Origin of the sequence: Klebsiella sp. HC6 (assembly GCF_022605325.1) — a bacterium.
GTDB classification, from domain to species: Bacteria; Pseudomonadota; Gammaproteobacteria; order Enterobacterales; family Enterobacteriaceae; genus Klebsiella; species Klebsiella terrigena.
On the sequence record NZ_CP093278.1, the window covers coordinates 1 to 25,119 of the forward strand.

22 protein-coding genes and 3 pseudogenes are annotated in these 25,119 nt (G+C 51.3%); 12 read left to right on the plus strand and 13 right to left on the minus strand.

What is annotated here, in order from left to right:
• Position 1: 1 nt before the first annotated feature.
• Positions 2–76 (minus strand): annotated as a pseudogene (locus MMW58_RS29540) (transposase); the annotation flags it as partial.
• Positions 77–353: 277 nt separating this feature from the next.
• Entirely contained in the window at positions 354–1,253 is a 900-nt protein-coding gene (gene gcvA / locus MMW58_RS29545) for a transcriptional regulator GcvA (RefSeq protein ID WP_111975973.1), read from the minus strand.
• Positions 1,254–1,371: 118 nt separating this feature from the next.
• Between gcvA and MMW58_RS29550 the strand changes: the two genes are divergently transcribed.
• Both MMW58_RS29550 and MMW58_RS29555 read left to right on the plus strand, forming a co-directional pair.
• Positions 1,372–1,704: a gamma-glutamylcyclotransferase family protein gene (locus MMW58_RS29550; RefSeq protein ID WP_111975974.1), complete on the plus strand. Its 333-nt coding sequence runs from the start codon at positions 1,372–1,374 to the stop codon at positions 1,702–1,704.
• Between the two features lie 67 nt (positions 1,705–1,771).
• Positions 1,772–2,704, plus strand: a complete 933-nt coding sequence (locus tag MMW58_RS29555) for a DMT family transporter (RefSeq protein WP_111975975.1) — start codon at positions 1,772–1,774, stop codon at positions 2,702–2,704.
• Between the two features lie 393 nt (positions 2,705–3,097).
• Here the strand turns inward: MMW58_RS29555 and MMW58_RS29560 are convergent, their stop codons facing one another.
• Positions 3,098–4,504 carry a TrkH family potassium uptake protein gene (locus tag MMW58_RS29560; RefSeq protein WP_185953663.1) on the minus strand — a complete coding sequence of 469 codons (1,407 nt, stop codon included), beginning with the start codon at positions 4,502–4,504 and terminating at the stop codon, positions 3,098–3,100.
• Positions 4,505–4,849: 345 nt separating this feature from the next.
• On the opposite strand from MMW58_RS29560, the gene kdpF reads away from it, so the two are divergent.
• The 9 genes from kdpF (at position 4,850) to MMW58_RS29605 (ending at position 17,182) form a co-directional block, all read left to right on the plus strand.
• Entirely contained in the window at positions 4,850–4,939 is a 90-nt protein-coding gene (kdpF, locus tag MMW58_RS29565; protein ID WP_111975977.1) for a K(+)-transporting ATPase subunit F, read from the plus strand.
• Positions 4,939–6,618, plus strand: a complete 1,680-nt coding sequence (kdpA, locus tag MMW58_RS29570) for a potassium-transporting ATPase subunit KdpA (RefSeq protein ID WP_111975978.1) — start codon at positions 4,939–4,941, stop codon at positions 6,616–6,618. Before kdpF ends, kdpA begins: the two co-directional genes overlap by 1 nt.
• Positions 6,619–6,638: 20 nt before the next feature.
• Positions 6,639–8,681 (plus strand): potassium-transporting ATPase subunit KdpB, encoded by a 2,043-nt coding sequence (kdpB, locus tag MMW58_RS29575; protein WP_111975979.1) that lies wholly within the window; start codon positions 6,639–6,641, stop codon positions 8,679–8,681.
• A 10-nt stretch (positions 8,682–8,691) separates the two neighbouring features.
• Positions 8,692–9,267 carry a potassium-transporting ATPase subunit KdpC gene (gene kdpC / locus MMW58_RS29580; protein ID WP_111975980.1) on the plus strand — a complete coding sequence of 192 codons (576 nt, stop codon included), beginning with the start codon at positions 8,692–8,694 and terminating at the stop codon, positions 9,265–9,267.
• A gap of 11 nt (positions 9,268–9,278) precedes the next feature.
• Complete coding sequence (kdpD, locus tag MMW58_RS29585; protein WP_111975981.1) at positions 9,279–11,957, plus strand: two-component system sensor histidine kinase KdpD; 2,679 nt, start codon at positions 9,279–9,281, stop codon at positions 11,955–11,957.
• A gap of 6 nt (positions 11,958–11,963) precedes the next feature.
• On the plus strand, positions 11,964–12,641 hold the full coding sequence (kdpE, locus tag MMW58_RS29590) for a two-component system response regulator KdpE (RefSeq protein ID WP_111975982.1): 678 nt from the start codon (positions 11,964–11,966) through the stop codon (positions 12,639–12,641).
• Between the two features lie 305 nt (positions 12,642–12,946).
• On the plus strand, positions 12,947–14,341 hold the full coding sequence (locus MMW58_RS29595) for a glutamine synthetase family protein (RefSeq protein WP_233158558.1): 1,395 nt from the start codon (positions 12,947–12,949) through the stop codon (positions 14,339–14,341).
• A gap of 47 nt (positions 14,342–14,388) precedes the next feature.
• Complete coding sequence (locus tag MMW58_RS29600; protein ID WP_111975984.1) at positions 14,389–15,807, plus strand: alpha,alpha-trehalose-phosphate synthase (UDP-forming); 1,419 nt, start codon at positions 14,389–14,391, stop codon at positions 15,805–15,807.
• A 352-nt stretch (positions 15,808–16,159) separates the two neighbouring features.
• A complete protein-coding gene (locus MMW58_RS29605; protein WP_000156887.1) occupies positions 16,160–17,182 on the plus strand; it encodes an IS110 family RNA-guided transposase in 1,023 nt (340 codons plus the stop codon).
• 198 nt (positions 17,183–17,380) lie between these two features.
• On the opposite strand, the gene MMW58_RS29610 is transcribed toward MMW58_RS29605, so the two are convergent.
• The 9 genes and pseudogenes from MMW58_RS29610 to ssb all read right to left on the minus strand — a co-directional run bounded on the left by MMW58_RS29610 (position 17,381) and on the right by ssb (position 23,679).
• Positions 17,381–17,710, minus strand: a complete 330-nt coding sequence (locus tag MMW58_RS29610) for a hypothetical protein (protein WP_241723827.1) — start codon at positions 17,708–17,710, stop codon at positions 17,381–17,383.
• 818 nt (positions 17,711–18,528) lie between these two features.
• Positions 18,529–18,810: a helix-turn-helix domain-containing protein gene (locus MMW58_RS29615; RefSeq protein WP_004118961.1), complete on the minus strand. Its 282-nt coding sequence runs from the start codon at positions 18,808–18,810 to the stop codon at positions 18,529–18,531.
• Positions 18,791–19,120, minus strand: a complete 330-nt coding sequence (locus tag MMW58_RS29620) for a type II toxin-antitoxin system RelE/ParE family toxin (RefSeq protein ID WP_004118963.1) — start codon at positions 19,118–19,120, stop codon at positions 18,791–18,793. Before MMW58_RS29620 ends, MMW58_RS29615 begins: the two co-directional genes overlap by 20 nt.
• A gap of 247 nt (positions 19,121–19,367) precedes the next feature.
• Positions 19,368–19,527 (minus strand): annotated as a pseudogene (locus MMW58_RS30405) (theronine dehydrogenase); the annotation flags it as partial.
• The gene (locus tag MMW58_RS29630; protein WP_004118966.1) at positions 19,524–20,252 is read right to left on the minus strand and encodes a plasmid SOS inhibition protein A; all 729 of its coding nucleotides are present in this window, start codon (positions 20,250–20,252) and stop codon (positions 19,524–19,526) included. The gene MMW58_RS29630 and the pseudogene MMW58_RS30405, both read right to left, overlap by 4 nt.
• On the minus strand, positions 20,249–20,680 hold the full coding sequence (gene psiB / locus MMW58_RS29635; protein ID WP_004118968.1) for a conjugation system SOS inhibitor PsiB: 432 nt from the start codon (positions 20,678–20,680) through the stop codon (positions 20,249–20,251). The genes MMW58_RS29630 and psiB overlap by 4 nt, the downstream gene beginning before the upstream one ends.
• A 43-nt stretch (positions 20,681–20,723) precedes the next feature.
• A complete protein-coding gene (locus tag MMW58_RS29640; protein ID WP_032744120.1) occupies positions 20,724–22,781 on the minus strand; it encodes a ParB/RepB/Spo0J family partition protein in 2,058 nt (685 codons plus the stop codon).
• A gap of 67 nt (positions 22,782–22,848) precedes the next feature.
• Positions 22,849–23,082, minus strand: a complete 234-nt coding sequence (locus tag MMW58_RS29645) for a DUF905 domain-containing protein (RefSeq protein ID WP_009654057.1) — start codon at positions 23,080–23,082, stop codon at positions 22,849–22,851.
• Between the two features lie 48 nt (positions 23,083–23,130).
• On the minus strand, positions 23,131–23,679 hold the full coding sequence (ssb, locus tag MMW58_RS29650) for a single-stranded DNA-binding protein (protein WP_032732060.1): 549 nt from the start codon (positions 23,677–23,679) through the stop codon (positions 23,131–23,133).
• 316 nt (positions 23,680–23,995) lie between these two features.
• Here ssb and MMW58_RS29660 point away from each other — a divergent pair.
• Positions 23,996–24,239, plus strand: a pseudogene (locus tag MMW58_RS29660) (hypothetical protein); the annotation flags it as partial.
• 273 nt (positions 24,240–24,512) lie between these two features.
• On the opposite strand, the gene MMW58_RS29665 reads toward MMW58_RS29660, so the two are convergent.
• On the minus strand, positions 24,513–25,076 hold the full coding sequence (locus MMW58_RS29665) for a class I SAM-dependent methyltransferase (protein ID WP_032700843.1): 564 nt from the start codon (positions 25,074–25,076) through the stop codon (positions 24,513–24,515).
• Between the last annotated feature and the right edge of the window lie 43 nt (positions 25,077–25,119).

The window sequence follows — 25,119 nt, forward strand, 5'->3', positions numbered from 1 at the left end:
AAACAGAATAACCGCGATCAACAACCTGTTTGACTGCTTCAGTTTTAAACTCTTCGGGATAACGCTTACCGCTCATGGGCACCTCTCTTTAAGCCATCTTAAATGACTCTGAGGTGTCTGTTAAACCCGTGGCGATTCAGATGCTACAGGCTACAGTGCTTCACAGGTTTGCCGGATACAAGCGCTTCATAAAAATAATGAAACTGCCTGAAAGGCTGGAATAACGGTGTTTATTTGCAGTCATGGCCTAATAGTTAGCGCCCTGTAACAACTTTTGTGATTAGCAGCCTGACGCATCATCTATGTAAGGAAAGTCCGCTGTGTGCCAGGAGCGGACCTTTGTTAGACAGCATTCAATCTTTCAGCGAACTCAATTCTTCAGAGAGCCACTGTCTTAGAATGCTTATTTTAAATGAATCCTGATTATCTGAACGGTAGACTAAATCGTATCCCCGCTCAGCCTTAAGTTTGTACTGTGGAAACGGAACAACAAGCCTTCCAGCAGCTACATCATCTGCAATCAGAAGACTGCGCCCCAGAGCAACACCTTCGCCACGTATAGCAGCCTCAGTCGCCATGCTGCCAAGAGTCCATAAGGGCCCCTGCTGGCAGCTAAAGTTTTTTTCTCCGGCCATCTCAAACCATGCCTTCCAGTTCGCCAGCATTCTGTACTCATGCAGAAGAACACAGTTTAAAAGACCTTTAATCTCTGTCAGACCATTATGTTTCTCGAGAAAATCTGGGCTACATACAGGCGTGACTGTTTCATCGAACATACGTTCAGACGAAACATCTCGATAATTGCCAAGGCCGTAACGAATTGCGGCATCTACCTGACCATCATTAAGGTCCACATTAATGTCAGTAACATCCAGTTCAATATCAAATTCAGGATATCTCTGCCTGAACCGGCTGAGACGCGGTGCTAACCACTTACTGGCAAATGAAACCGTTGTACTTATACGTAAACTCTTTATCAGGTTTCTTCCACGCAGACGCTCAGACTCCCTCATTAAATCACTCAAAAGACGAGTAACCACATGGTGAAATTCAGCCCCTTGCTCCGTCAAAATTATCTGCCGTGTCAGTCTGAAAAATAGCTTTAACCCCAGATGCTCTTCGAGCTTCCGGATTTGCCGGCTTATCGCGCCATGCGTAACGTGCAACTCCGCTGCCGCCAGCGTCATGCTTGAGAGGCGGGCAGTGGCTTCAAAAGCGCGCAGAGTCTGCAATGGGGGAAGGCTATCGAACATCATACGCGTGATAATAATTCACGCGTATTGTGAGAACAAATGATTTGTCAGGTCAGAGTCCGAAAATCAAAATCAACTTAAAGAACATTACTATTTTCATAGCGATACCGGAGGAATTATGGAAAGTTTATTTGTTTACGGGACACTCGGTCCTGGCCGGCCTAATGCTCATATTCTTGAAAATATCGGGGGAATATGGCAGGAGGGCCACGTTGGTGGTTCTTTATTAGAGAAAGGCTGGGGTGCCGAGATGGGTTATCCGGGAATTGTGCTAGATGACTCAGGTAATCGTGTACAGGGCTTTCTTTTCACCTCCGAGAGTTTACCCAATCACTGGGACATCCTCGATGATTTCGAAGGTTCTGAATATGAACGGGTTCCGGTAAAGGTAACCACATTTACCGGTCAAACAGTGCAGTCATGTATCTATATGCTAAAACATGAATTATAAGTCCCGCAGTGGGCGGATTACACAACTGCCAGTGTACTTTAAATAAATCGATTTGATGGAGAATTAAGTGACAATACAGCGAAAACAGGTTGACGCTTATGCCACACTGGTCATGACCTCGCTGTGCGTTATTTGGGGAATTCAGCAGGTTGCAATTAAAGGTGTAGCCGATGAAATTTCTCCGGTTCTACAGGTAGCAATCAGAAGTGGGGTTGCGGCGGGCCTTATATGTTTATTGTTTATTCTTAAAAAAACGCCTCTAAGAAACTTTGCTATTTGCGTCGTTCCCGGGGGAGCAGTGGGCATACTTTTTGGTTTGCAATTCCTATTTGTTGCTGAAGGCCTGCGATATACGTCGGCATCGCACATGTCAGTATTCCTCTACACCGCTCCAATTTTTGCTGCTCTGGGGCTACAGTTTTTTAAGACCGATGAACGACTGTGTGCACCGCAATGGGTAGGGATAGCAATTACATTTGCAGGGATTTGTGTTGCGTTTCTGTCAGGTAAGGCTCCGGGTGGTAACTCCAGCCAAACTCTTGCAGGAGACATAATGGGATTATTTGCAGGCCTGTCATGGGGAACCACTACCGTCCTCGTCCGATGCTCCTCTCTTAGTGAATCGCCGGCTTCTCATACACTTTTTTATCAACTTACAGGAGGTTTTTTTGTTTTATCAGCCTATTCATACTTCTCTGGCCAGAATCATTTTGAACCCGGCACCGTCGGGATTGTTAGTTTAATCTTTCAAAGCGCAATAGTTGGTTTTTTGAGTTATTTAGCCTGGTACAGTTTAATGCGCAAATACATGGCATCACAGCTCGGTGTTCTCTCATTCATGACGCCTGTATTTGGGGTCGTTACGGCAGTGTTTATTTTGAAAGAACAGCTACAACCAGGGTTTATTTCAGGATCGATACTAATCCTGGGTGGCATAAGTATTGTCAGCGGATGGTCCTGGTTCAGGTCGAGATTTTCAACTGGGTCAGTTAACAAATAAAGATGACTGTCGATCTATTACAGGTAATCTGACGATGTGAGTGAGCCAGTTCAGATAAGGCTGATTTAATACCAATTTTACTTAAACGCCTTTCGGGCTCTAATGCAGAGAATAAATCATCCTCAATGCATCATGCTCAAATCCTTAGCCCGATTTATGTCTGCTCTTCGCTCACAGCTGCCAGTGAGCAGCGCTTCGGGTAAGTTAGTGCAAGGAGCGAGCATTCATTCCGAAGTTGCTCAAATGGTAGACTAAACCGATACACGCAATATTGTCCGATAGCGTTGCATCGATCCGTTGATCTCACAGCGAGATGCGGTCCTAAAGGCATTCGTTCAAAGTTAGTTGAAATTTCATGCCTTTATAGTCTTTGCCACTAATAACTGCCTTAATTTACTTACGCCAGAAGAAACGTGAAAAAAGAATCAACACTGGATATATCTCCAGCCTGCCTAATATCATTGCTGCACACATCAGATATTTTGCTTCATCCTTGAGGGTACCAAATGTTGAGGCGGTTTCACCAAACCCGAGGCCCATATTATTAATACACGCAGCCACTGTCGCGAACGACGTCAATAAATCATACCCCATCAGATTCAATGTCCAAATAAAACCCACGGTAAATAAGACATAAAGAAAGAAGAAACTCCACACTGAATGCAATACGCGATCGTTAACAACGCTTCCGCCTACCTTAATGCTCATCATCGCACGGGGATGAGCAAGTTGATGTAACTCGTGTCGACTCTGTTTAAACAAAATAAGGAACCGAAGCGCTTTAATACCACCGCATGTTGAACCTACGCATCCACCAAAAAAACTCATCGACAGCAGGAAGACAATCGTATGCACCGGCCAGTTGGCATAATCAGCGGTTGCCAGACCGTTATCCGTCATCATTGAGCTTGCGAGAAAGAAGGCATGAACAAGGCTGTCAGTGGCATTATACATCCCGGCATGCCAGACCTGAGCCGCCGTAATGAGCGTGACAACAAGCGCGATCCCCAGAAAAAAACGTACTTCGGTGTTTTGACGAAAGGGCTTCAGGGTCCGTTTGGCAAGCGCCACATACCAGAGCGTAAAATTAAGCGCTGACAACAAAGAGAACAATCCGGCCACCAGTTCAATAGCATGGCTGTCATAAAAACCAATACTTTCGCTACGCGTGGAAAATCCCCCGAGTGAAACGGTTGATAAACCGTGACAGAGCGCATCAAAGGCTGGCATCCCGGCAAGCATATAGGCAAAAGAACAGGCCATCCCCAGCAATAAATAGGTTAGCCACAAGGTGCGAGAGGTATCTGCAAGCCGTGGCGTCAGGCGATCCTCTTTAAACGGTCCTGGCATTTCAGACTGGTATAGTTTCGCCCCACCGATACCAAGCAGTGGCAGAACCGCAACCGCAAGGACGATAACCCCTAAGCCTCCGATAAAATTCAGCTGTGAGCGATAGTAAAGATACGATCGAGGCAGCGCACTCACATCACCGACCACTGTCGCACCGGTTGTAGTTATGCCTGAAACGCCCTCAAATAAGGCATCAGCAAAACTCAGTCCCAGCGCACTGTCCAGCCAGATTGGAATAGCACTGATCAAAGAGAAGAGGATCCAGAACAGAACAATAATGACAAATCCATCGCGTGTTCGCAGCTGTATACCCGCCCGTTTGGTCGCAAGCCAGGCTCCACCTCCCAAACTGAAAAAAGTGGCAAAGGTAATAAGAAAAATAAAGAAACTTCTTTCCTTGTTAAACAACGCCACGAGCATTGGCGGCAACATGGAAAAGCTGTAAAGCATCACCAAAAAACCGCATAAATGAATCACGACATGAAACTGGGAAATGTTAATAGAATAGTGATTCTTCAAACGCTGCTCCGCAATGCCATCAATAAACTGTAAGTTGTTTTTCCGTAACCTATGTCTGCGCAGTAAGCCTCACTGCTGACTGAATATAATCATAATCCCACGCGCTGCCATTAAACGACGGATAGCATGCTTTTGCGAGTGCCGCTTGATTACTTTCCGCTCATTTACGTAAATTTTTATACTTTTTTTACACCCACCTGATTACCTTTTTACAAAATTTTTGCATCGAAAAATCTACACTCACCTCCAGTTTAAACGTCTACCTGGAGGTGGAGTGTGAGTACAGGCGTAATAATCGGCATCGTGCTGGTTTTCCTGCTACTGGGCTATCTGGTCTATGCCCTGATTAAGGCGGAGGAATTCTGATGGCTGCGTCAGGTTTTTTATTAATTTCCAGTTTCCTGGTCATTTTGATGCTGTTGGCAAAACCTATTGGCTCTCTCCTTGCACGCTTAATTGAGGGCGAGCCATTGCCTGGTGTCACGGGATTCGAGAGAGGTTTGTGGCGACTATCCGGCATTCAAAACAGCGAAATGGACTGGAAGAGCTACTTAACAGCAATTTTACTCTTCAACGTTCTGGGCATCGTCGTGCTTTTCAGTATCCTGACCGCTCAGGCGATCCTGCCCTTCAACCCACAACAGTTACCGGGGTTATCCTGGGATCTGGCAATGAACACTGCGGTTAGTTTTGTGACAAATACTAACTGGCAGGCGTATTCGGGTGAAAGCACCATGAGCTATTTCAGCCAGATGGCTGGGCTCGCCGTGCAGAACTTCCTTTCCGCTGCGACCGGTATTGCCGTGGTATTTGCACTGACCCGCGCATTTGCGCGCCGCGCGATGACAACCCTCGGTAATGCCTGGCAGGATCTGTCCCGTATCACGCTCTATGTTCTGGTGCCGATCTCTCTGGTTTATGCCCTGTTCCTGATCCAACAAGGCGCGATTCAGAATTTTGCAGAGTATCAGGCTTACACCAGCCTTGAAGGGGTTAAGCAAATGATGCCAATGGGGCCGGTTGCATCCCAGGAAGCGATTAAAATGCTCGGCACCAATGGTGGCGGCTTCTTTAACGTTAACTCTTCGCATCCTTTTGAAAACCCGACTGCGCTGAGTAACTTCGTACAGATGCTGTCGATTTTCCTGATCCCCGCAGGGCTGTGTTTTGCCTTTGGCAAAGTGGTGGGTGATGCTCGTCAGGGACATGCCATTTTGTGGGCAATGACCATTATCTTCGTGATTTGCGTTGCGGTGGTGATGTGGGCAGAAACCAACGGTAACACACACCTGATGGAATTGGGCGCGTCCAGCAATATCAACATGGAAGGTAAAGAGAGCCGCTTCGGCATTCTGGCCAGTAGCCTATTCGCAGTCGTCACAACTGCAGCATCCTGTGGTGCGGTAAATGCGATGCATGACTCGTTTACTGCGCTAGGCGGCATGGTGCCAATGTGGCTGATGCAAGTCGGTGAAGTGATTTTCGGCGGTGTTGGCTCTGGTCTGTACGGGATGCTGATGTATGTCCTGCTGGCCGTATTTATTGCCGGACTGATGATTGGCCGCACCCCGGAATATCTTGGTAAGAAAATCGATGTGCGGGAAATGAAAATGACCGCTATCGCTATTCTGGTAACGCCTGCACTGGTTCTTCTGGGGACAGCGCTGGCACTGATGACAGAGGCTGGTCGCGCAGGGATTTATAACCCGGGTATCCACGGATTTAGCGAAGTGCTGTACGGCGTCTCTTCCGCAGCAAATAACAACGGTAGTGCATTCGCCGGTCTTGGCGCGAATACACCGTTCTGGAACAGCCTACAGGCCTTCTGCATGTTCGTGGGTCGCTTTGGCGTGATTGTTCCGGTGATGGCTATCGCGGGAAGTCTGGTCAGTAAGAATATTCAGCCTGCCAGTACCGGTACATTACCGACAACAGGCGCACTCTTTATCGGCCTGTTGATTGGCACCGTCGTGCTGGTTGGCGCTCTGACCTTTATCCCCGCACTGGCATTAGGTCCAGTGGCGGAACATCTCTCATTACGTTGAGATCCGTGGAGACGTGTTTTATGAGCCGTAAGCAACTGGCCCTGCTCGAACCTGCACTGGTCCGTCAGGCGCTAAAAGATTCAATTATTAAACTGAGCCCACATATTCAGTGGCGTAACCCAGTCATGTTCATTGTCTGGATTGGCAGTGTTCTGACCACCATTCTGGCAATTGCAATGGCGACCGGACATCTTGCAGGAAGTGCCGGGTTTACCGCAGCCATCAGCGCGTGGCTATGGATAACCGTGCTTTTCGCGAACTTTGCTGAAGCGATGGCAGAAGGACGCAGCAAGGCGCAAGCAAACAGTCTGCGTGGCGTGAAGAAAACGGCGTTTGCACGTAAGTTGCGAGCGCCGCAGCATGACGCTCAGGTTGACCACATTCCGGCCTCCGACTTACGCAAAGGCGATGTGGTACTGGTGGAAGCCGGTGACATTATTCCTTGTGATGGTGAAGTCATCGAAGGGGGCGCCTCGGTTGATGAAAGTGCGATTACCGGTGAGTCCGCGCCTGTTATCCGTGAATCCGGTGGTGATTTTGCTTCGGTGACCGGCGGCACGCGCATCTTATCTGACTGGCTGGTGATTCAGTGTAGCGTCAACCCTGGCGAAACATTCCTTGACCGGATGATTGCCATGGTTGAAGGGGCGCAACGTCGTAAGACGCCAAACGAAATTGCCCTGACCATTCTACTGGTCGCGCTGACGCTGATTTTTCTGCTGGCCACCGTAACCATCTGGCCGTTCTCCGCCTATGGCGGTGTGGCTGTCAGCGTCACGGTGCTGGTTGCGCTTCTGGTGTGTTTAATCCCAACAACAATCGGTGGACTGCTATCTGCCATCGGTGTCGCCGGGATGAGCCGTATGCTTGGCGCTAACGTCATAGCGACAAGCGGACGCGCCGTGGAAGCCGCTGGCGATGTTGACGTGCTGTTGCTGGATAAAACCGGGACGATCACCCTGGGTAATCGTCAGGCATCGGCGTTCCTGCCTGCGCCGGGTATTGACGAGAAAGTCCTGGCCGATGCGGCGCAGCTTTCCTCACTGGCGGATGAAACGCCGGAAGGCCGTAGCATTGTGGTGCTGGCCAAACAGCGCTTCAACCTGCGCGAACGCGATGTACATGACGCCACCTTTGTGCCTTTCACCGCGCAAACACGTATGAGTGGCATCAATATCGGCGAACGAATGATCCGCAAGGGCTCAGTTGATGCGATTCGTCGCCATGTTGAAGCTAACGGCGGTCACTTCCCGGCAGACGTTAATACGCTGGTTGAGAGCGTTGCACGCCAGGGGGCTACCCCACTGGTGGTGGTTGAAGGATCAAAAGTACTGGGCGTTATTGCACTGAAAGATATCGTTAAAGGCGGCATCAAAGAGCGATTTGCCCAGTTGCGTAAAATGGGTATCAAGACGGTCATGATCACAGGTGACAACCGCTTAACGGCGGCGGCAATCGCGGCAGAAGCCGGTGTCGATGATTTTCTGGCCGAAGCGACCCCTGAGGCCAAACTGGCGTTGATTCGCCAGTATCAGGCGGAAGGACGTCTGGTCGCGATGACCGGTGACGGTACCAACGACGCCCCTGCGCTGGCGCAGGCAGATGTGGCGGTAGCCATGAACTCGGGTACGCAGGCTGCGAAAGAAGCAGGCAACATGGTGGATCTGGATTCCAACCCCACCAAGCTGATTGAGGTCGTACACATTGGTAAACAGATGCTGATGACCCGTGGTTCGCTGACGACGTTCAGTATTGCCAACGATGTGGCGAAGTATTTCGCCATTATTCCGGCGGCGTTTGCAGCGACCTACCCCCAGTTGAATGCGCTCAATGTAATGCACCTGCATTCACCCACATCGGCGATTCTGAGTGCAGTTATCTTTAACGCTCTGATCATCGTGTTCCTGATCCCGCTGGCACTGAAAGGGGTGAGTTATAAACCGCTCACCGCCTCCGCGATGCTACGCCGTAACCTGTGGGTTTATGGCCTGGGTGGGCTGGTTGTGCCATTTATCGGCATTAAAGTGATCGATCTGTTGTTAACCCTGTTTGGCCTGGTTTGAGGATATTGTTATGACACAGTTACGTCCGGCAATCGTGATGCTGGTTATCCTGATGCTCATCACGGGTGGTCTTTATCCCGTCTTGACGACGCTGCTTGGCCAGTGGTGGTTCCCGCATCAGGCGAATGGCTCACTGATTGAAGTGAATGGTGAAGTACGAGGTTCGGAGTTGTTGGGCCAGAACTTTACTGAGCCGAAGTATTTCCAGGGCCGTCCTTCGGCCACTGCTGAAGCCCCATATAATCCAATGGCAACCAGCGGTAGCAACCTGGCTGGCAGTAACCCAGAGCTGGATAAAGCGTTCAAAGAGCGTGTGGACGCGCTGCGTGCGGCGAATCCACAAGCTGAAGGCGCGGTTCCGGTTGACCTGGTCACTGCATCATCCAGTGGACTGGATAACGGTATATCTCCGGATGCTGCAAAATGGCAGTTGCCTCGCGTAGCGCAAGCTCGGGGTATGTCTGCTCAGGACGTGCAACGTCTGGTAGATGAAAACACCGTGATGCCTCTGTTGAACTTTATTGGCCAGCCTTATGTAAACGTGACCCGGTTAAACCTGGCCCTGGATACATTGCAGAGCAAATAAGGTTATTAATAATGACAGAAGAACCCAATCGCCCCGATCCCGATCGTCTGTTAGAGCAGACAGGTGCTCTTCACCGCGGGAGGCTGAAAATCTTCTTTGGTGCCAGCGCTGGCGTCGGGAAAACGTATGCCATGCTGCAGGAAGCGCAACGCTTGCGTGCGCAGGGGCTTGATATTCTGATTGGGGTAGTCGAAACCCATGGCCGTAAGGAAACGGCCGCCTTACTGGATGGTCTGGCGACGTTACCCGCTAAACGCATAGCTTACCGGGGACGTCTCATTCAGGAGTTTGATCTGGACGCTGCGCTTGCGCGGCGTCCTCCGCTTATTTTGATGGATGAACTGGCGCACACCAATGCGCCGGGTTCACGCCATCCCAAGCGCTGGCAGGATGTAGAAGAACTGCTGGAAGCCGGTATCGATGTTTTCACGACGGTCAATGTACAACATCTTGAAAGTCTTAATGATGTCGTCAGCGGCGTCACGGGCATCCAGGTGCGGGAAACGGTTCCGGACCCCTTCTTTGATGCTGCCGACGAGGTAGTGTTAGTGGATCTCCCTGCTGACGATCTGCGTCAACGCTTAAACGAGGGTAAGGTCTATATAGGCGGCCAGGCCGAGCGGGCAATTGAACACTTTTTCCGTAAAGGGAATTTGATTGCATTACGCGAACTGGCGCTGCGGCGCACAGCCGATCGCGTTGACGACCAGATGCGTGCCTGGCGAGACGATCAGGGTGAGCAAAAAGTCTGGCACACCCGGGATGCCATTTTACTTTGCCTCGGTCATAACAGCGGTAATGAAAAGCTGGTGCGCACTGCTGCGCGTCTGGCCGCAAAACTCGGGAGTGTCTGGCGTGCAGTTTACGTGGAAACCCCTGCCCTGCACAAACTTCCAGAGCAGCAGCGACGCGCCATACTGAGTGCGTTACACCTTGCCCAGGAGTTGGGGGCAGAAACCGCTACACTCTCAGAATCGTTTCCGGAAAAAGCCATTCTGCGCTATGCCCGTGAGCATAATCTCGGAAAAATTGTGATTGGACGTCGCAATCGCCGTCGCTGGTTCTATCGCCCGGGTTTTGCCGAGACACTCGCTGCCTCTGCCCCCGATCTCGATTTGATGGTTATTGCATTGGACGACAAACCCGCCGTTTTGCAGGCCAAAACGGTAGACAATCGCACCTTCAGTGATAAATGGCGCGTACAAATTCAGGGGTGCGTACTGGCGCTGGTGCTGTGCACAGTGATTACCCTTGTCGCGAATCAATGGCTGCTGGCGTTCGATGCCGCCAACCTGGTTATGCTCTATTTGCTCGGCGTCGTCGTCGTGGCAATGTTTTACGGCCGCTGGCCATCGGTGCTGGCTACCTTTATCAATGTCATCAGTTTTGATCTCTTCTTTATCGCCCCCCGTGGCACCCTTGCCGTTTCCGATGTGCAGTATCTGCTGACATTTGCCGTGATGCTGACTGTCGGGCTTATCATCGGTAATCTGACAGCGGGAGTGCGTTATCAGGCGCGTATTGCACGCTACCGTGAGCAGCGCACCCGACAGCTCTATGAAATGTCGAAGGCGCTGGCCGCCGGACGTAACAGCAATGATATTGCGAAGACCAGCGAGATATTCATTCAGTCAACATTTAATGCACTGAGCCAGGTATTACTGCCCGATTCATCCGGAAAACTGAAGGCGGTTGCGCAGAGCCAGGGGATGACGCCCTGGGATGATGGCATTGCGCGCTGGAGTTTTGATAAAGGGCTGCCCGCCGGGGCGGGAACTGATACGTTACCGGGCGTCCCCTACCTGATTTTGCCGCTGAAAAGCGCCAATAAGACACACGGCCTGGTGATTGTTGAACCGTCGAATCTTCGCCAGTTAATGATCCCAGAGCAGCAGAGGTTGCTTGAAACTTTTATTATGCTGATCGCCAGCACCTTTGAGCGCCAGTCATTAATTTCAAGCGAACAACAGGCACGCCTCAATAGTGAACGCGAACAATTACGAAATTCACTGCTTGCTGCGCTGTCACATGACTTACGTACGCCGTTGACCGTGCTTTTTGGCCAGGCGGAGATCCTCACACTCGATCTCGCCAGCGAAGGGTCTAAACATGCCCTGCAGGCAAGTGAAATTCGCCAGCATGTACTGAATACAACGCGTCTGGTTAACAACTTACTGGATATGGCCCGTATCCAGTCTGGTGGATTCAGCCTTAAAAAAGAGTGGATCACGCTTGAGGAGATAGTAGGCAGCGCCTTACGTATTCTGGAGATGTCACTGAACGGACAGAAAATTAAACTTGATATCCCCGAGCCATTGCGACTGGTGTATGTCGACGGGCCATTGTTTGAACGCGTATTGATTAATCTGCTGGAAAACGCCGGTAAATATGCCGGGCGTAATGCCACTATCGGCCTGAATGCACATGTTGATAGCGGATGGATGGAGATTGAAGTCTGGGATAACGGCAAAGGCATATCCGCCGGGCAGGAACAGGCCATTTTCGACAAGTTCTCACGGGGTAATAAAGAATCGGCGATCCCAGGTGTCGGGCTTGGGCTGGCTATTTGTCAGGCGATAGTCGAGGTCCACGGCGGCTCCATTGTGGCCGGAAATCGTGCTGATGGGGGAGCCAGTTTTATCGTCCGTCTGCCACAGGATCCGCCCCCACAGATTGACGGTTTAGAGTGAGGTCATGTGATAACGGTACTGATTATCGAAGACGAAAAAGAAATCCGTCGCTTTGTGCGCCTGGCACTGGAAGCAGAATCAATGCGCGTGTACGAAGCTGAAACACTGCAGCGAGGTCTGATTGAGGCGGCAACGCGCAAACCCGATCTGGTGGTGCTGGATTTGGGATTACCCGATGGTGACGGCGTCGAATTTATCCGGGACTTCAGGCAATGGAGCAAAGTCCCCATCATGGTGCTCTCTGCGCGCAGCAGTGAAGACGATAAAATTGAAGCACTGGATCACGGTGCTGATGACTATCTTTGCAAACCCTTTGGCATCGGCGAATTACAGGCGCGGATGCGGGTGCTGCTCCGCCGACACAGTGCCATAACACCGGTTGACACTGTTTGGCACTTTTCGGATGTGAAAGTGGATATTACCGCGCGAATTGTGACTCGCCGTGGCGTGGAGATCCACCTTACGCCTATTGAATTTCGCCTGTTAGCACTATTGCTTAATAACAACAGCAAAGTGTTGACTCGCCACCAACTCTTAAGCCAGGTGTGGGGACCGAATGCCGTTGAAAATAGTCACTATTTGCGCATTTATATGGGCCATCTCAGGCAGAAACTGGAAATCGATCCGGCAAGACCCCGCCACTTGTTGACAGAAAGCGGTGTGGGTTATCGGTTTGTATTTTAATCAAGCGTAGACAGTTTTCCTCCGCAGGACGCGGAGGAAAAAATCAGGCAGGTTGAATATAAATATTTAACAAGCACTCAGCAATATGATTAAAAAACCAATATCGCCCCCTCATTAATATTTAACTACAGCACACCTAATGACTTGTAAGTAATTTTGCACTATTGTAATGGCCCGTAAATATATAGTTTTTTTACATCATCGCTTTTGTTTTTAACGCTTTCTTTATATCCATGCACATAACCATTTTTTATACTCCTGTTGTCGCCGAAAGGTATATCAGATAGATAATTATGTATTCAATAATGAGATCCTCACTTTTACAAAACATGCGGGCACTTTTGAGCTTCTCGCAGCCGACAGGAAACACTTGTGCAGAGGCTATAGAAAAGCAGAGAGATTCACGAAGTGAATTCCAGCAGGAAGTCAAAGACTATCTTTTACGGTACCCTGAGACAAAGCATGTTGATATCTATCTGAATGATGTCAACGGGACGTTCAGAGGGAAGCGGATCACCGTAGATGACCTCTGGTCTGCCGCAAATGGATGCTATTTCCCGCAATCAGTTTACTCGATGGACTGGGAAGGAAAAGTGGTTTGTCGAGCCTCCGATAGTCTGGTGATGGATGAACCTGACAGACTCTGTTTACCTGTGAAGGGAACATTGCGACCTTCAGCTTATGAGCCTCGTGAAAATGCACAGTTGCTATTGTCTATGCAGGATGCAGAAGGAGTCCCCTATGCCATGGAGCCAAGGGTCATACTGGAGAATGTGCTTCGTCGGTTCCATCATCACGGCTTATACCCGATCATCGCGCCGGAGATTGAATTTTATCTTATTGATCAGCAGACAGCAGAAACACGTGGACAGGGATGTTTTCAGATGGCGGTACCATCAACGTATACGCCGTTTATAGAACGTCTGGAAAAGATGGCTGCCGCGCAAAATCTTTCCCTGACAGGGATTGTCAGTGAAGCGGAACCCGGACAATTCGAGCTTAATTTGCGACATTCGCATCAGGTGGTGGAAGTCTGCGAGAACGTACTGGCACTGCGCCGCTTAACCAGCATTGTTGCCAGTGAGTTTGGTTATAAAGCCAACTTTATGGCAAAGCCCTTTTCTCAGCTTGCGGGCAACGGCTTACATTTCCATATCAGCTTAAATGATATCCATGGCAATAATGTTTTTGCCGCGGCGCCTGATGAGCTGAACGAGATGACACGGCTGTGTCTGGCGGGTTTACTCCACCTGATGCCTGGGTCACTCGCAATCATGGCTCCGGGGGTGAATGCTTTCCGCAGGATGCGTAAAAACCTCAATGAACCACTGTTCAGTTCCTGGGGATATAATAAGCGCTCTGCGGCATTACGTATCCCATGTTCATCAAAAGAAAACAGTCGTATCGAATATCGTCTGGCGGGTGCTGATGCCAACCCATATTTAGTGATGGCAACAATCCTGACCGGAATGTTATATGGCCTGGAAAATATTGATGATGATGATCTTGATAATATTATCCATGTAGCGCCTCCATTACCCCTTTTTCAACAACATGCACTTGACGCTTTTCAGGAATCCCCGTACCTGACGGAGAGTTTGGGCCGAGAATTCTCACAGCAGTGGATCCACAGCAAACTTGCGGAACTGACGCTTTTCGAAAGTATTGTAACGCATGAAGAGTCCGCAATAACGTTCTGAGAAAAGGTTTGCCGCTAACAATTGCTAATGAAAAAGATGAGGTCAATATGTCTCGTTTAATTATTCTGTCTAACCGCAGTGAAACGCGGGATAAAAATATCGCTGATCCATTACTCATCAGCCTTTCGCAGATCTTTAAAAAACATCCCGGGCTGTGGTTTGGCTGGAATGGTGAAATATCTACGGCCAGAAAATCGCGCGCGGTCCAGCATGTCCTGAAACCTGGGTGCCAGGTTTTCTCTTGGGATCTTTCACCTAATGAATACGACAACTATTACCAGGGGTATATTCATAAAGTACTGTGGCCTATATTCCACAACCGCCCCGATCTTGCGTGTTACAAAAAAGAGTTTTTTATCACCTGGAAAACCTATAATACGGATGTGGTTAATGCGGTTATTTCACATATTGAAAAACAAGATATCGTTTGGGTGCATGACTATCACTTGCTGCCGTCAGGAAAAATGCTGAAGGATGCAGGTTGTCAGAACCAATGTGGTTTTTTCCTGCATCAGCCTTTCCCGCCAGGAGAGGTACTCCGTACTGTTCCGGAACATGACTGGCTTATGCAGTCACTGTTACAATATGACCTAATTGGATTTCAATCCAGTGCTGACATAAATAATTTCTTGTCATATGTTTTACGGTACTACCGTGCTGAACGAATCTCAACCGATGCCATTCAAATTAACGGAAGATTAATTAAAGTGGGAATATTTCCCTGTGGTATCGACAACACGCTCATCGACAATATTAATCTGGATGCCGAACCTGTCAGAGAATACCAGAGAGATGTGATCATCAGCAATGACGTTATCAGCGATATAAGTGGGATCCACTATCGACTGGATGCGATGCGCCAGTTGTTAAATAAATATCCGCAATACATTCAGGATGTCAGTTTATTGCAAATTTCAGATCCTTCTCGCGAGTATCCCCATTCTTCACCCGAGCTAAATTCGAGACTTGAACGGTTCTGCGGTGAAATAAATGGTCAATACGGTGATTTTTCCTGGTATCCGGTTAATTACATCCATAACGGACTTTGTAATCGTGACGTCATTTATGCGCTTTACAGAAAAGCGCACGTCGCCATGTTCACACCGCTGTCAGAAGGGATGAGTTTATGTGCCAAAGAGTTCATTCTTGCACAGGATGCCGACAACCCGGGAGTACTGGTGTTATCTGAGTTTTCCGGAGCCGCAGAACAACTGACCGAGGCGATAACAGTAAACCCATATGATGCCTACAATACCAGTGAATCACTTCATTCGGCGCTGATGATGCCTTTGCATGAACGTAAACGCAGGCACAGTAAATTGCTGGCAAAAGTGAAACGTTATGATTGTTACTGGTGGGCGAAGGAGTTTATTACTCGCCTGCAGAAGACCTCACACGATGCACCATCCAGAATGGTGCTGAGCGGCTCACACTTCGGCATATTTACACCTCAAAAAATTTACTGATTTTAAAAGCCTGCCATCTTGCCGAGTTCTGATTAAGCGGTGCAGGCTTAACTTTTTATACAAATCTGTATTTTCGTTTTGCGAACTCTCTGATTTTGGACAGGTCTGATTCATCATCACTTCACTTCAGCGGGTCAGATGAAGTTTGAACGCCTCATTCGCTTTATGTACCAATATTTCAAAAATGGAAAGTCCGCTCTTCGCTCAAAGCTGCCTGTCAAAGTGGTCAAGCTCTACCACAGCTCAGAGGTACAAAAAATCACCTTAACGAATGGAAGGGACTTCCCCTGATTATGCGCCTGATTAACTCTTGTGCAATCATGGGGTACACATCGTCCCGGAGGAATTCGTTATGACTATCACGACTGTCGGTATCGATCTTGCTAAAAATGTGTTTGCTGTTCACGGTGTTGATCAAAATGGTAGAACTGTTCTGGTTAAGCCTAAAGTATCGCGTGCTGCACTTCCTGAGTTAATTGCAAGTTTGCCTCCCTGTGTTATCGGGATGGAAGCATGCTCCGGGGCTCACTACTGGGCAAGATTGTTTCGGCAGTATGGTCATGAGCCACGTCTGATGGCTGCTAAGTTTGTATCGCCTTATCGTATGGCCGGAAAATCAGGAAAAAATGATGCAGCTGATGCTCAGGCTATCTGTGAAGCTGTTCGTCGTCCGCATATGCGGTTCGTACCAGTGAAAGACGAAAGCCAGCAGGCCATGCAGTGTTTACATCGTACCCGTCAGGGTTTTATCGAAGAGAAAACAGCAACGTATAATCGTCTGCGAGGATTGATATCTGAATTCGGTGTCATCGCGCCACAAAGTGCTGATGCCCTGCGCCACATGGTTTCTGTGCAGAAGAGCTCTTTACCGCTTCAGGTTCAGCAATGTGTTGATGATTTGATGGAACACGTTGATCGCATTGAAGCTAACATCACTGAATATGACCGAATTTTGTCCCACATAGCCAAAACAGATCATCGCAGTCAGCGGCTGATGGAGCTAAAGGGCGTTGGTCCCACAACGGCCTGTGCACTGGTCGCCAGTATCGGTAATGCACATGATTTTAAAAATGGACGTCAACTGGCAGCCTGGCTGGGGCTGACGCCATCACAATACAGCAGCGGGGGAAAGTCGAAACTCGGCAGGATCACAAAAGCCGGTGATTCGTATCTGCGAACGCTTCTGGTTCAGGGGGCTCGTTCAGTGCTTATTGGCGCCGGGAAAAGGACTGACTCATTCAGCCGTTGGGTTTGTATGTTGGTTGAGCGCAGAGGGTACTGGCGGGCTGTTGTGGCCATCGCCGCCAAAAATGCGCGGCTGTGTTGGGCATCACTACATTACGGTGATGATTTCCGGCTGTACTCAGTCAACTAAAGCTCGAAGCTGTATAACCATCTGACCTGCAATTCGTTGATGATAAAGGGTTAGACCCCGTGAGGCCTATCTGGCTATTGTACAGGATATACGTATCCGCTTAACGAACAAGAACCTCACGCGCGTCTTTCATCAGGGCCCGAATCGATGACGATTCATCATGGCCGTTTATAGTACCGCAGTCTCTCCCCTTTATTTTTACTGAAGAGCAGACAGAAACCATAAATACCGGCTTTGACATGCCGGGGAAGTCCTTATAGTACAATAATTTTCGATATCCAAACTGACCCCAATCAGGCGCACAAACTGTTTGAAATGATCCGCTTCAGCCACGTTGATATGACAGAACTGCTTATCCACGCCACGGCTGAGGGCATAGCCATAGCTGAAGCTCATTTTTTCCGGGTGGCTTCTGCGATATTTTTTCAGCGCAACAAGGCTGCTGAATTCCATGACGTCCCACTCTTCCTCTGAGTTTTTTGGCTTATCAGCAACGAGGATCGTGTATGACACGGCTTTTCCCCCCATCTTTCTGGAAGATTCTTGAGCGGCGGTTTTGACGTTTCGTGTGTGCATTCTGGTTTTCTCCTGTGGTGATGGTTGTCCATCTCCCTGGTGAGTTCTCTCGCGGCACAGGGCAAAGGAGCAACGCTGTAAGGAGGAGAACAAGGGGCGGAGACAAAAAGTTTTTGCGGTCCCTGGCAAAAAGTTTTTGGCGGAGTTTATTTACCCCTTGTGCGACGACACGGCGGTGCTACGACCAGCCCTCCGCGTGAGGACACACGGGGGATGGCCTCACCGGGGGGACAGGATGAACACACCCGACACGTCGGAACGGCGTGGCGCCATAAAAGTGACGGCAGCTTTATCGCCGGCACGGTGAAAGCGGCGCATCCTGACAAGGATGCAGCAAGCGTGAATTTGAATTTGCGTCAGGATGGAAGCCCGCAGGGCAGAGACAGCCTGCTGGCTCTGTTCACGACAGCCGTGTCCCTAAAGGGACGACGCCCGGATCGGAATTCATTGGGTTCGCCTGTAAGGATAAATACCGGAAGGGATAAAAAGCAGCATGCCGGATGAGATATAACAGGGATGAATAATTAATCATGATGAGATAAGCCCGCGCCGTAATAATACGGGCGGCGCGTAGCGCAGCCGGTATTATCCGGCACCGCAGGTGAGCAGCCTTTTCCCGAAGTCGGGCAGGTTATCCCCTGCCCTTCTGGTTATTTACGCCACCTTCTGTCATGCCCTGTCTGTGAGAATCGATACAACACATGCGCATAATTGCTATAAGACAAAATGCTGGGGCTGACAGAAACAAAAGGCCAGCCCCGGCCGGTTGCTCAGTACAGTGCAATGACAGGCTTCTTGATACCGCAGGCATGAGCGTATCGGGTCAGCGTGTCAATGCTGGCTTTGGTGATGTTGTTTTCCAGGCGGGAAATAACCGGAGGTGTAACCCCCATGCGTTCAGCAACCTGCGCTTTTGTCAGGTTGTCATGCTTACGCCATTCTGCCAGCAGCTCTCTGAGCTTCTCCTTGCGTTCTTCTTCCTGCCATGCAGCGCGATATTCATCGTCCTGCATCCACTCGCTATGCAGTTCTTTATGGCTTACCAGTTTCATTGAGTACCTCCGCTAAACGCTTTTTGGCGAGATCGATTTCTTTCGCTGGCGTTTTCTGTGACTTTTTGATGAAAACCCGCAGCATAATGATGGTATTGCCTTTGTGGTATACCCATATGCCCCTGGCGATGTCCGTCCCCATCGTGCGGATCTCGAAAAGTCCATCGCCCAGAGGCCTGGTGTCTGGTTCCCGCAGCAACCGGGCATCATATTCCAGTTTGCCGATGAGACGGTCAAACTTCACCCTGATTTTTACGGGTAATGCTGTGGCTTCTTCCCTGGCATCCGGATGATAAACGACGCTAAACATGTGACCTCCCGTTTCCTGTATATTAACCTACAGGCTAATTTTAATCAAAGTAAAGTTAACCTATAAGCTAATTTTCTGGCAGTTATCTTAGCGGCCTGGTCATTATCACGGACTGAAAGAATTTTTACGTGCCTGTGGCTTTTCAAATGGCTACGATGGATTGCCCGGACAAGGCCAGTATTTCGATAATCCAGGGGTGGATTTGTTCTGCTTGCCTTTGTCCGGGCACCAATCTAAGCGGCACGCTCTGCCTCCCAAAGAGAAAACCCACGCACACCGCATATCCTGCGCCCGCCACCCAGCGCGACATGATCGATTAGGGAGCAGGTTTCCCGGCTTCCACGACGTCGGAGACCAGTTTATGCGGTCCGGTCCAGTTTCCAGCGCGGGGAATAGCGCCACTTCATCCGCGGCTCCGGTGTGTCAGCTTGTTCGGGACCTGCCAGCGTTCTGCCTGACGCACAGACTCCGGTGTCTCTCTCACAATGAAGCTGATTTCATGCATGACACCATACAGCGGCTCCCCGGCATCCCGCAGCCAGTCCAGGGAGACCAGCGAGGCAAACCGCGATCGCCAGTTCCAGAAGGCAGGCTCCAGATCCCGCGCGTCAAACTCGTCAGCCCACTGGCGGTACCAGGTGTTAACGGTCTCCGGTGACTGAAAGTTAAGCTCCGTGATAGCCTGCCCCAGCAGGTTCTGTCGCAGCAACCAGGTATGTGCTATCTCTTTGCCTTCACGCCGAACTCTCCGGGTGAACGCAATATTTTCACGCTGCATCCGCCGATCGGTTCGGGTGTGAATCACTTCCGGAAAAAGTTCAGCCTGAACATCGGTTGTCAGCGGCAGCGGGCAGCATTCCCCCTGACTGGCAATCAGCGTATCCAGTGCCTCTTCCACCTGCTTCAGATTATTCAGCCGGTCTTTCGGATCACGGTGCAGGCCGGGAATACTCCGGGCGACGGCGCTGTTAATTCGACTGCAACCGGTCAGCATGCGCAGGAACGTGCGGACATGGGGCATCGAGGGCAAACGAGCGCCCCGAAACCGGGCGTCTTCCACGAACATGATGGCCTGCAAAGCAGCCTGGCGTGCAGGTTTCAGGGTCACAATGGCATGGGATGAGGGGATCACAGTTCGCCCTCCTGAGCCAGGGTGCTGATGATACTGGCAAAGGAATAGCCGTCAGTATCGAGACACGCTATCAGTGCCAGCGTGTGGGAGATCAACTCCGGGTTAAATGTTTCCATGCTACGAACAACGGAGAACGGCTGGCCGCCACGGGTCACAAAAACGACCATCCAGCGCGTACTCAGCTCTCCCGGACTGCAGACCGCCACATCAAAATGACCGTGAGAGGGGGAAAAACGGATCTGTACCGGAAAGAATCCGCCGAATTCACTTTTGTACTCTCCGTTGACGTCCCAGCTCTCCGGACAGGACAGATCCCGCATCACGGCATGGGTGAGTTCACGGCGAAAATCTTCACCGGCGGCGCGGTAGTCTTCCAGCTCTCCGGCGAACATGGTTTTCAGGACATCGGTGGTAATGATCGTGTGCATAGGTTTCTCCTTACCGCCGCCCCCCAGGGCGGCGTCTCCGTTATCAGGCGGCGCAGGCCGGGTTGTTATGGTCGGTGACGTGGTCGACATCAGCGTCTGTATCGCTCTGACTCGTTGCCAGACTGAGTTCAGACTTTGCGGCAGGCTGTTTCTGGTTGTCGGCACTGGTCATCCATTCCGGAACCCACCGGGTTTTTGACAGGAAGTGCTCTGCATGTTCAGAGGCATCCTTTTTCTTCATTTTCGCGGCGTCCTGTGCTGCGCCAGTCAGTCCGGCCTGAGAGAGTGCCTGTACAATGTGTGGCTGCTTCATGTGCGAGAAAAGGTTATCAGCCGTCGGTTTCCACCAGTCGCGAAGGTCAAACTGGATGGCGTTTTCCACCCCATCCAGCGAACTCTGGTGTTTACGACCAAACTCATCCTTGCCCTGTACACCATCAATAGAACAGGCGGTGCAGAAAGCCATCAACGCCATCAGGGTTGCGCCATCGAGCGTAAAGAAGGTGGTCATATCCTTTCGCCAGTTTTCCGGCAGCAGGGCTTCAAGGCGTTCTTTTTCAGCCTGGATTGCCTGAAACGCAACGCTGTTTTCACCGTCAGGTGCTTCACGGGTCAGCGCGTAATGCGACACACTCACGCTAATGCAGAACGGCTCTTTGACGGACGTCGTGGTATGGAAAACCGAATTACACAGTTTCCAGACCATCAGCGCGATGGCTTTCTGCGGCTGCTGCAACAGGGCCGCCTGAACCGCCAGTGTGCGTTCAGAAGAAAGGCGGGTCAGCAACGGGACACCGACGGCGTCCAGCGGATCGACTTTTTCAGGAGCCTGATCGGTGGATGCATCCTTCTCCTTTATTTTTTCATCGGCGCACAGCACCACACCGCGCTGTACTTTCACCTCCTGACCAGTCCAGGAAACCACCACTCCGGCGGATTGCTTCATTTCATCGGGCCATGTCCGGTGTTCAGCGCGAAACTCAATGGTCTGCTGTTCATGCCAGACCTCATTGAGTTCACCTGCAACACGCTCCCCGTCATCCCCGGTATTTTGTACTTCGAGTTCTTCTTCGCGTTGTGCAAGGAAGGCAAGTCGTTCCGATTCGGCTTCGGTATATGCCACAGGCGGGACAGCATGCAGACGCCAGATTTTAGTATCCTTCCCGTAGTGAGAAATCGGTTCAAGGCGGCCATCGCACCATGACCAGCCTTCTGCTTCGCGAAGGTGTTCCGCGATACTCTGCAGTTTTTCCAGCAGGGCGGTATCGAGAGAAGCACTTTTGACATAGCCGCCGTTTTCGCTGCTGAAGAGATCAACCCGGATTTCTTCCGGACTGAATGCGGCCTCTCCCACAAAGCGGAATTTGTCGCCGTTTGTGGAGACCTCTTCTGAGGTAATGAGGTTACGGATCGAGGACACTGATACTTCATTATTCCAGGACCGTTTGCGGGCGGATTCCAGCACTTCCACCTGGCGTTTCTGATCGCTTTCGAGCGCCAGTGACTGGCAGTGTTCGGTGGTGATTTCATCCTTCGCCAGCGCCTCCAGAATGTCGGGAGCCAGTTCGGTCAGCTTCAACATACGCTGAACATGACGGGTACCGAACCCCAGCAAGTCACCAATCTGCGCGGGGGTTTTCCCCTGTGCTGCCAGCGTGCGGAACCCGGCGATCTGTTCAGACGGATGCATTGCCATCTGCTGTTCGTTTTCTGCCATTGATGCCGCAACAGCCAGTTCATCAGGTACCTTTTTCACCATCACCTGATATCCGGCATCGATACGGTTTTCACTCTGCAGGAGCTGCAGAGCTTTCAGGCGACGACCACCTGCAGCCACACCACACTGCCCGTCATGAAGAGAATGAACGACCAGATTCTGCAACAGGCCAAGCGCTTCAATGGAGTCTGCCATTGAGCGTACTTTCTCCACCGGATAAGGGATGGTCCTGACGTTCAGGGGAGATTTTACCAGTGCCGTCACCGGGACATACTCAATCGGCGCGGCATCGAGAGCCGCTTTCAGGGCGGCGGCTTCGGCAGGTTTCACCGATTTTTTGCTGGTTTTTGGTGCAGTTTTTACCTTAGACTCTGTTGCAGACATAATTGATACCTCTCTGATATTGATGACTGTCTGCCGGACAGCCCCCCTGTCCGGCACCTCTTACTGCTTATTGCGTGTTACGGATGCCATAACGTTCGATATAACGGTTGAGCCATTTCCCGGCATCCGCTTCAAAATTCCATGCGCGCCACACCATTTCGCCGTTCTGACGAACGACCAGGCGAAAATGCGAACCCTGATCGTCTTCAATGGCGACATTTTCAAACTGTGCCGCCACCGCTTCAGCCTGTGCTCTGGTGAAGGTGTCATCCGGTAACGGACCGTTATCGTAAATACTCATCTCTCTCCTTTCGGCCCCACCTGGGCAGGGCCGGCCTGAAACGGGTTATCAGAACGGGGCATCGTCATCCATCGGCGGGTAATCATCCGGGGACGGCTGCGGGGGTTGCTGGGACGGCGCGGCACTCTGACGGCCTTTTTTACCGCCCTTCGCTTTCGGGGATGCCACAGGGGGTTCAGCAGGTTGTACCGGAGTCTGCGGCTGTGCGGGCTGATGAGGTACGGCGCTCTCTGACGAACTGCCCTCACGACGCCCACCCAGCATCTGCATCGTGCCGTTCTGCCCGACCAGCACCTCGGTGACATAGCGTGTGATTCCGGCCTCATCCTGCCAGTTGCGGGTGCGCAGCTGGCCCTCGATGTAGACCTGAGCGCCTTTACGCAAGTATTCCCCCGCCACTTCCGCGAGCTTGCCGAACATGACCACACGGTGCCATTCGGTGTTTTCGCGCAGTTCCCCGCTCTGTTTGTCACGCCATGTTTCCGATGTGGCCAGCGTCAGGTTGGCCACCGCGCTCCCGTTGGGTATATAACGCACGTCCGGGTCCTGCCCCAGATGACCAACCAGAATGACTTTATTGATGCCTCGTGCTGCCATGATGACTCTCCTTACTCCGTTGTTTTGCTTTTAAAACCCCATCATCCGTTGAGTTACCGGAAGCCGCGGTTTTGACGTTTGCGGGAACCTGCTGTTTTGTTCCCGGAGGTATGACCTTCACCCGTTTGAGAACCTTCGCCGCAAGGGCGTCAACGAGCACGGCCCGGTGCAGCTGTCCGGGGTGAGCGGGAAATTTTTTCCGGTCTAATGGAGAGAAGCGAAATGGCCGGAAAAAATTTATTGCGAAAGGCCACGCCGGCCCTGGACAGCCAGGCGGGTTGTGCTTGTCTCAGCCCCGGCGAAAGGGACTTAAACGGTGAAAAGGCACAGGAGAGGAAATGAGCAGGGACCCGCCGCAACGTCGGGGCGCGGCACGCGAAACGGCGGTGCCCCTTACAGCCCGGCGGTCACTGGCCGGGGTGCAGGGAGCGCAGGGCACGGCGCGACAGGGCGGCGCCTCCGGAACGGAGGCTGCAAGCCTGCCGTTGACGTTGCGTCATGGGATGGAAGCCCGACAGGGCGGAGACAGCCTGGCTGGCTCCGTTCACGACAGCCCGCCCGGACGCCCACTGCAGGACCTGAAATAAACGAAGAGCAAAAAGAAAAGCCGGCAGAAACAGATGGATGACCACGCTCCATCAGCGGCTCATCCGGAACAAGAAAAAAGGAACAACAGTAAACCAGAATACCAGAAGGAAGAGAGGGACAGGATGAACGCGGAGAGGGAGAGCCGGCGGCGCGTCAGCGCGGCCCGGTCCTCCTGCGCCGCAGGCGTGCGGCCTTTTCCGGCGCGGCCAGACGGGGGCACACTCCCCCGCCGGGCTAACCGGCTTTCAGGCAGCTATCCTGAGCAGAACAGTTGAAACGTCGGTATACGTGAATGTGCCTCGCGGCAATGGCTCCCAGACATCAGCAAGCGGCTTCAGTATGGATTGTTGTCGCGGCCCGTTCAGACAGACCGCAGTGACCACGCCGCCGGGTGCCAGCAGCGTCACTGCCCGCTGTATATGCCGGATATCCTGCGCATGGTTAAACGGTGGATTCATGATAATTTTGCTGTAGTGCTTTTCCGGCCGGTATTCCAGAAAATCACCCAGCCAGACGCTGACGCCCGGGAAATGATCCCGGAGATGGCAGACCAAATCCGCGTTCAGCTCCACGGCGTCACACTGTGCCCGTGGCGCGCCTTCCCTGACCGCCCGTAGAATGGCGCCCGTTCCGGCGCTGGGCTCCAGAACATGATCAGAGTCCACCACCTCCGCCAGACTGACCAGCCGACGACAGAGCGGATCGGGCGAGACAAACAGCTGTGAACTGGCCCGGATTTCTGTCACAGGCATCCGGTCATCCAGCCTGGCCCGCATCGTCTGAATACGCGCCCTGAGTTCTCTGTGCATAAGTCAACCTCCCTGATCTCCCCGGCAACCTGCCGGGGAGTCT

Excerpts from the sequence above, each read along its gene's own strand:
- gcvA (WP_111975973.1), bottom strand. The coding sequence starts at position 1,253 with ATGTTCGATAGCCTTCCCCCATTGCAGACTCTGCGCGCTTTTGAAGCC.
- MMW58_RS29550 (WP_111975974.1), top strand. The coding sequence starts at position 1,372 with ATGGAAAGTTTATTTGTTTACGGGACACTCGGTCCTGGCCGGCCTAAT.
- MMW58_RS29560 (WP_185953663.1), bottom strand. The coding sequence starts at position 4,504 with ATGCTTTACAGCTTTTCCATGTTGCCGCCAATGCTCGTGGCGTTGTTT.
- kdpA (WP_111975978.1), top strand. The coding sequence starts at position 4,939 with ATGGCTGCGTCAGGTTTTTTATTAATTTCCAGTTTCCTGGTCATTTTG.
- kdpB (WP_111975979.1), top strand. The coding sequence starts at position 6,639 with ATGAGCCGTAAGCAACTGGCCCTGCTCGAACCTGCACTGGTCCGTCAG.
- kdpC (WP_111975980.1), top strand. The coding sequence starts at position 8,692 with ATGACACAGTTACGTCCGGCAATCGTGATGCTGGTTATCCTGATGCTC.
- kdpD (WP_111975981.1), top strand. The coding sequence starts at position 9,279 with ATGACAGAAGAACCCAATCGCCCCGATCCCGATCGTCTGTTAGAGCAG.
- MMW58_RS29595 (WP_233158558.1), top strand. The coding sequence starts at position 12,947 with ATGAGATCCTCACTTTTACAAAACATGCGGGCACTTTTGAGCTTCTCG.
- MMW58_RS29600 (WP_111975984.1), top strand. The coding sequence starts at position 14,389 with ATGTCTCGTTTAATTATTCTGTCTAACCGCAGTGAAACGCGGGATAAA.
- MMW58_RS29605 (WP_000156887.1), top strand. The coding sequence starts at position 16,160 with ATGACTATCACGACTGTCGGTATCGATCTTGCTAAAAATGTGTTTGCT.
- MMW58_RS29610 (WP_241723827.1), bottom strand. The coding sequence starts at position 17,710 with ATGGGGGGAAAAGCCGTGTCATACACGATCCTCGTTGCTGATAAGCCA.
- MMW58_RS29615 (WP_004118961.1), bottom strand. The coding sequence starts at position 18,810 with ATGAAACTGGTAAGCCATAAAGAACTGCATAGCGAGTGGATGCAGGAC.
- MMW58_RS29620 (WP_004118963.1), bottom strand. The coding sequence starts at position 19,120 with ATGTTTAGCGTCGTTTATCATCCGGATGCCAGGGAAGAAGCCACAGCA.
- psiB (WP_004118968.1), bottom strand. The coding sequence starts at position 20,680 with ATGCACACGATCATTACCACCGATGTCCTGAAAACCATGTTCGCCGGA.
- MMW58_RS29640 (WP_032744120.1), bottom strand. The coding sequence starts at position 22,781 with ATGTCTGCAACAGAGTCTAAGGTAAAAACTGCACCAAAAACCAGCAAA.
- MMW58_RS29645 (WP_009654057.1), bottom strand. The coding sequence starts at position 23,082 with ATGAGTATTTACGATAACGGTCCGTTACCGGATGACACCTTCACCAGA.
- ssb (WP_032732060.1), bottom strand. The coding sequence starts at position 23,679 with ATGGCAGCACGAGGCATCAATAAAGTCATTCTGGTTGGTCATCTGGGG.
- MMW58_RS29665 (WP_032700843.1), bottom strand. The coding sequence starts at position 25,076 with ATGCACAGAGAACTCAGGGCGCGTATTCAGACGATGCGGGCCAGGCTG.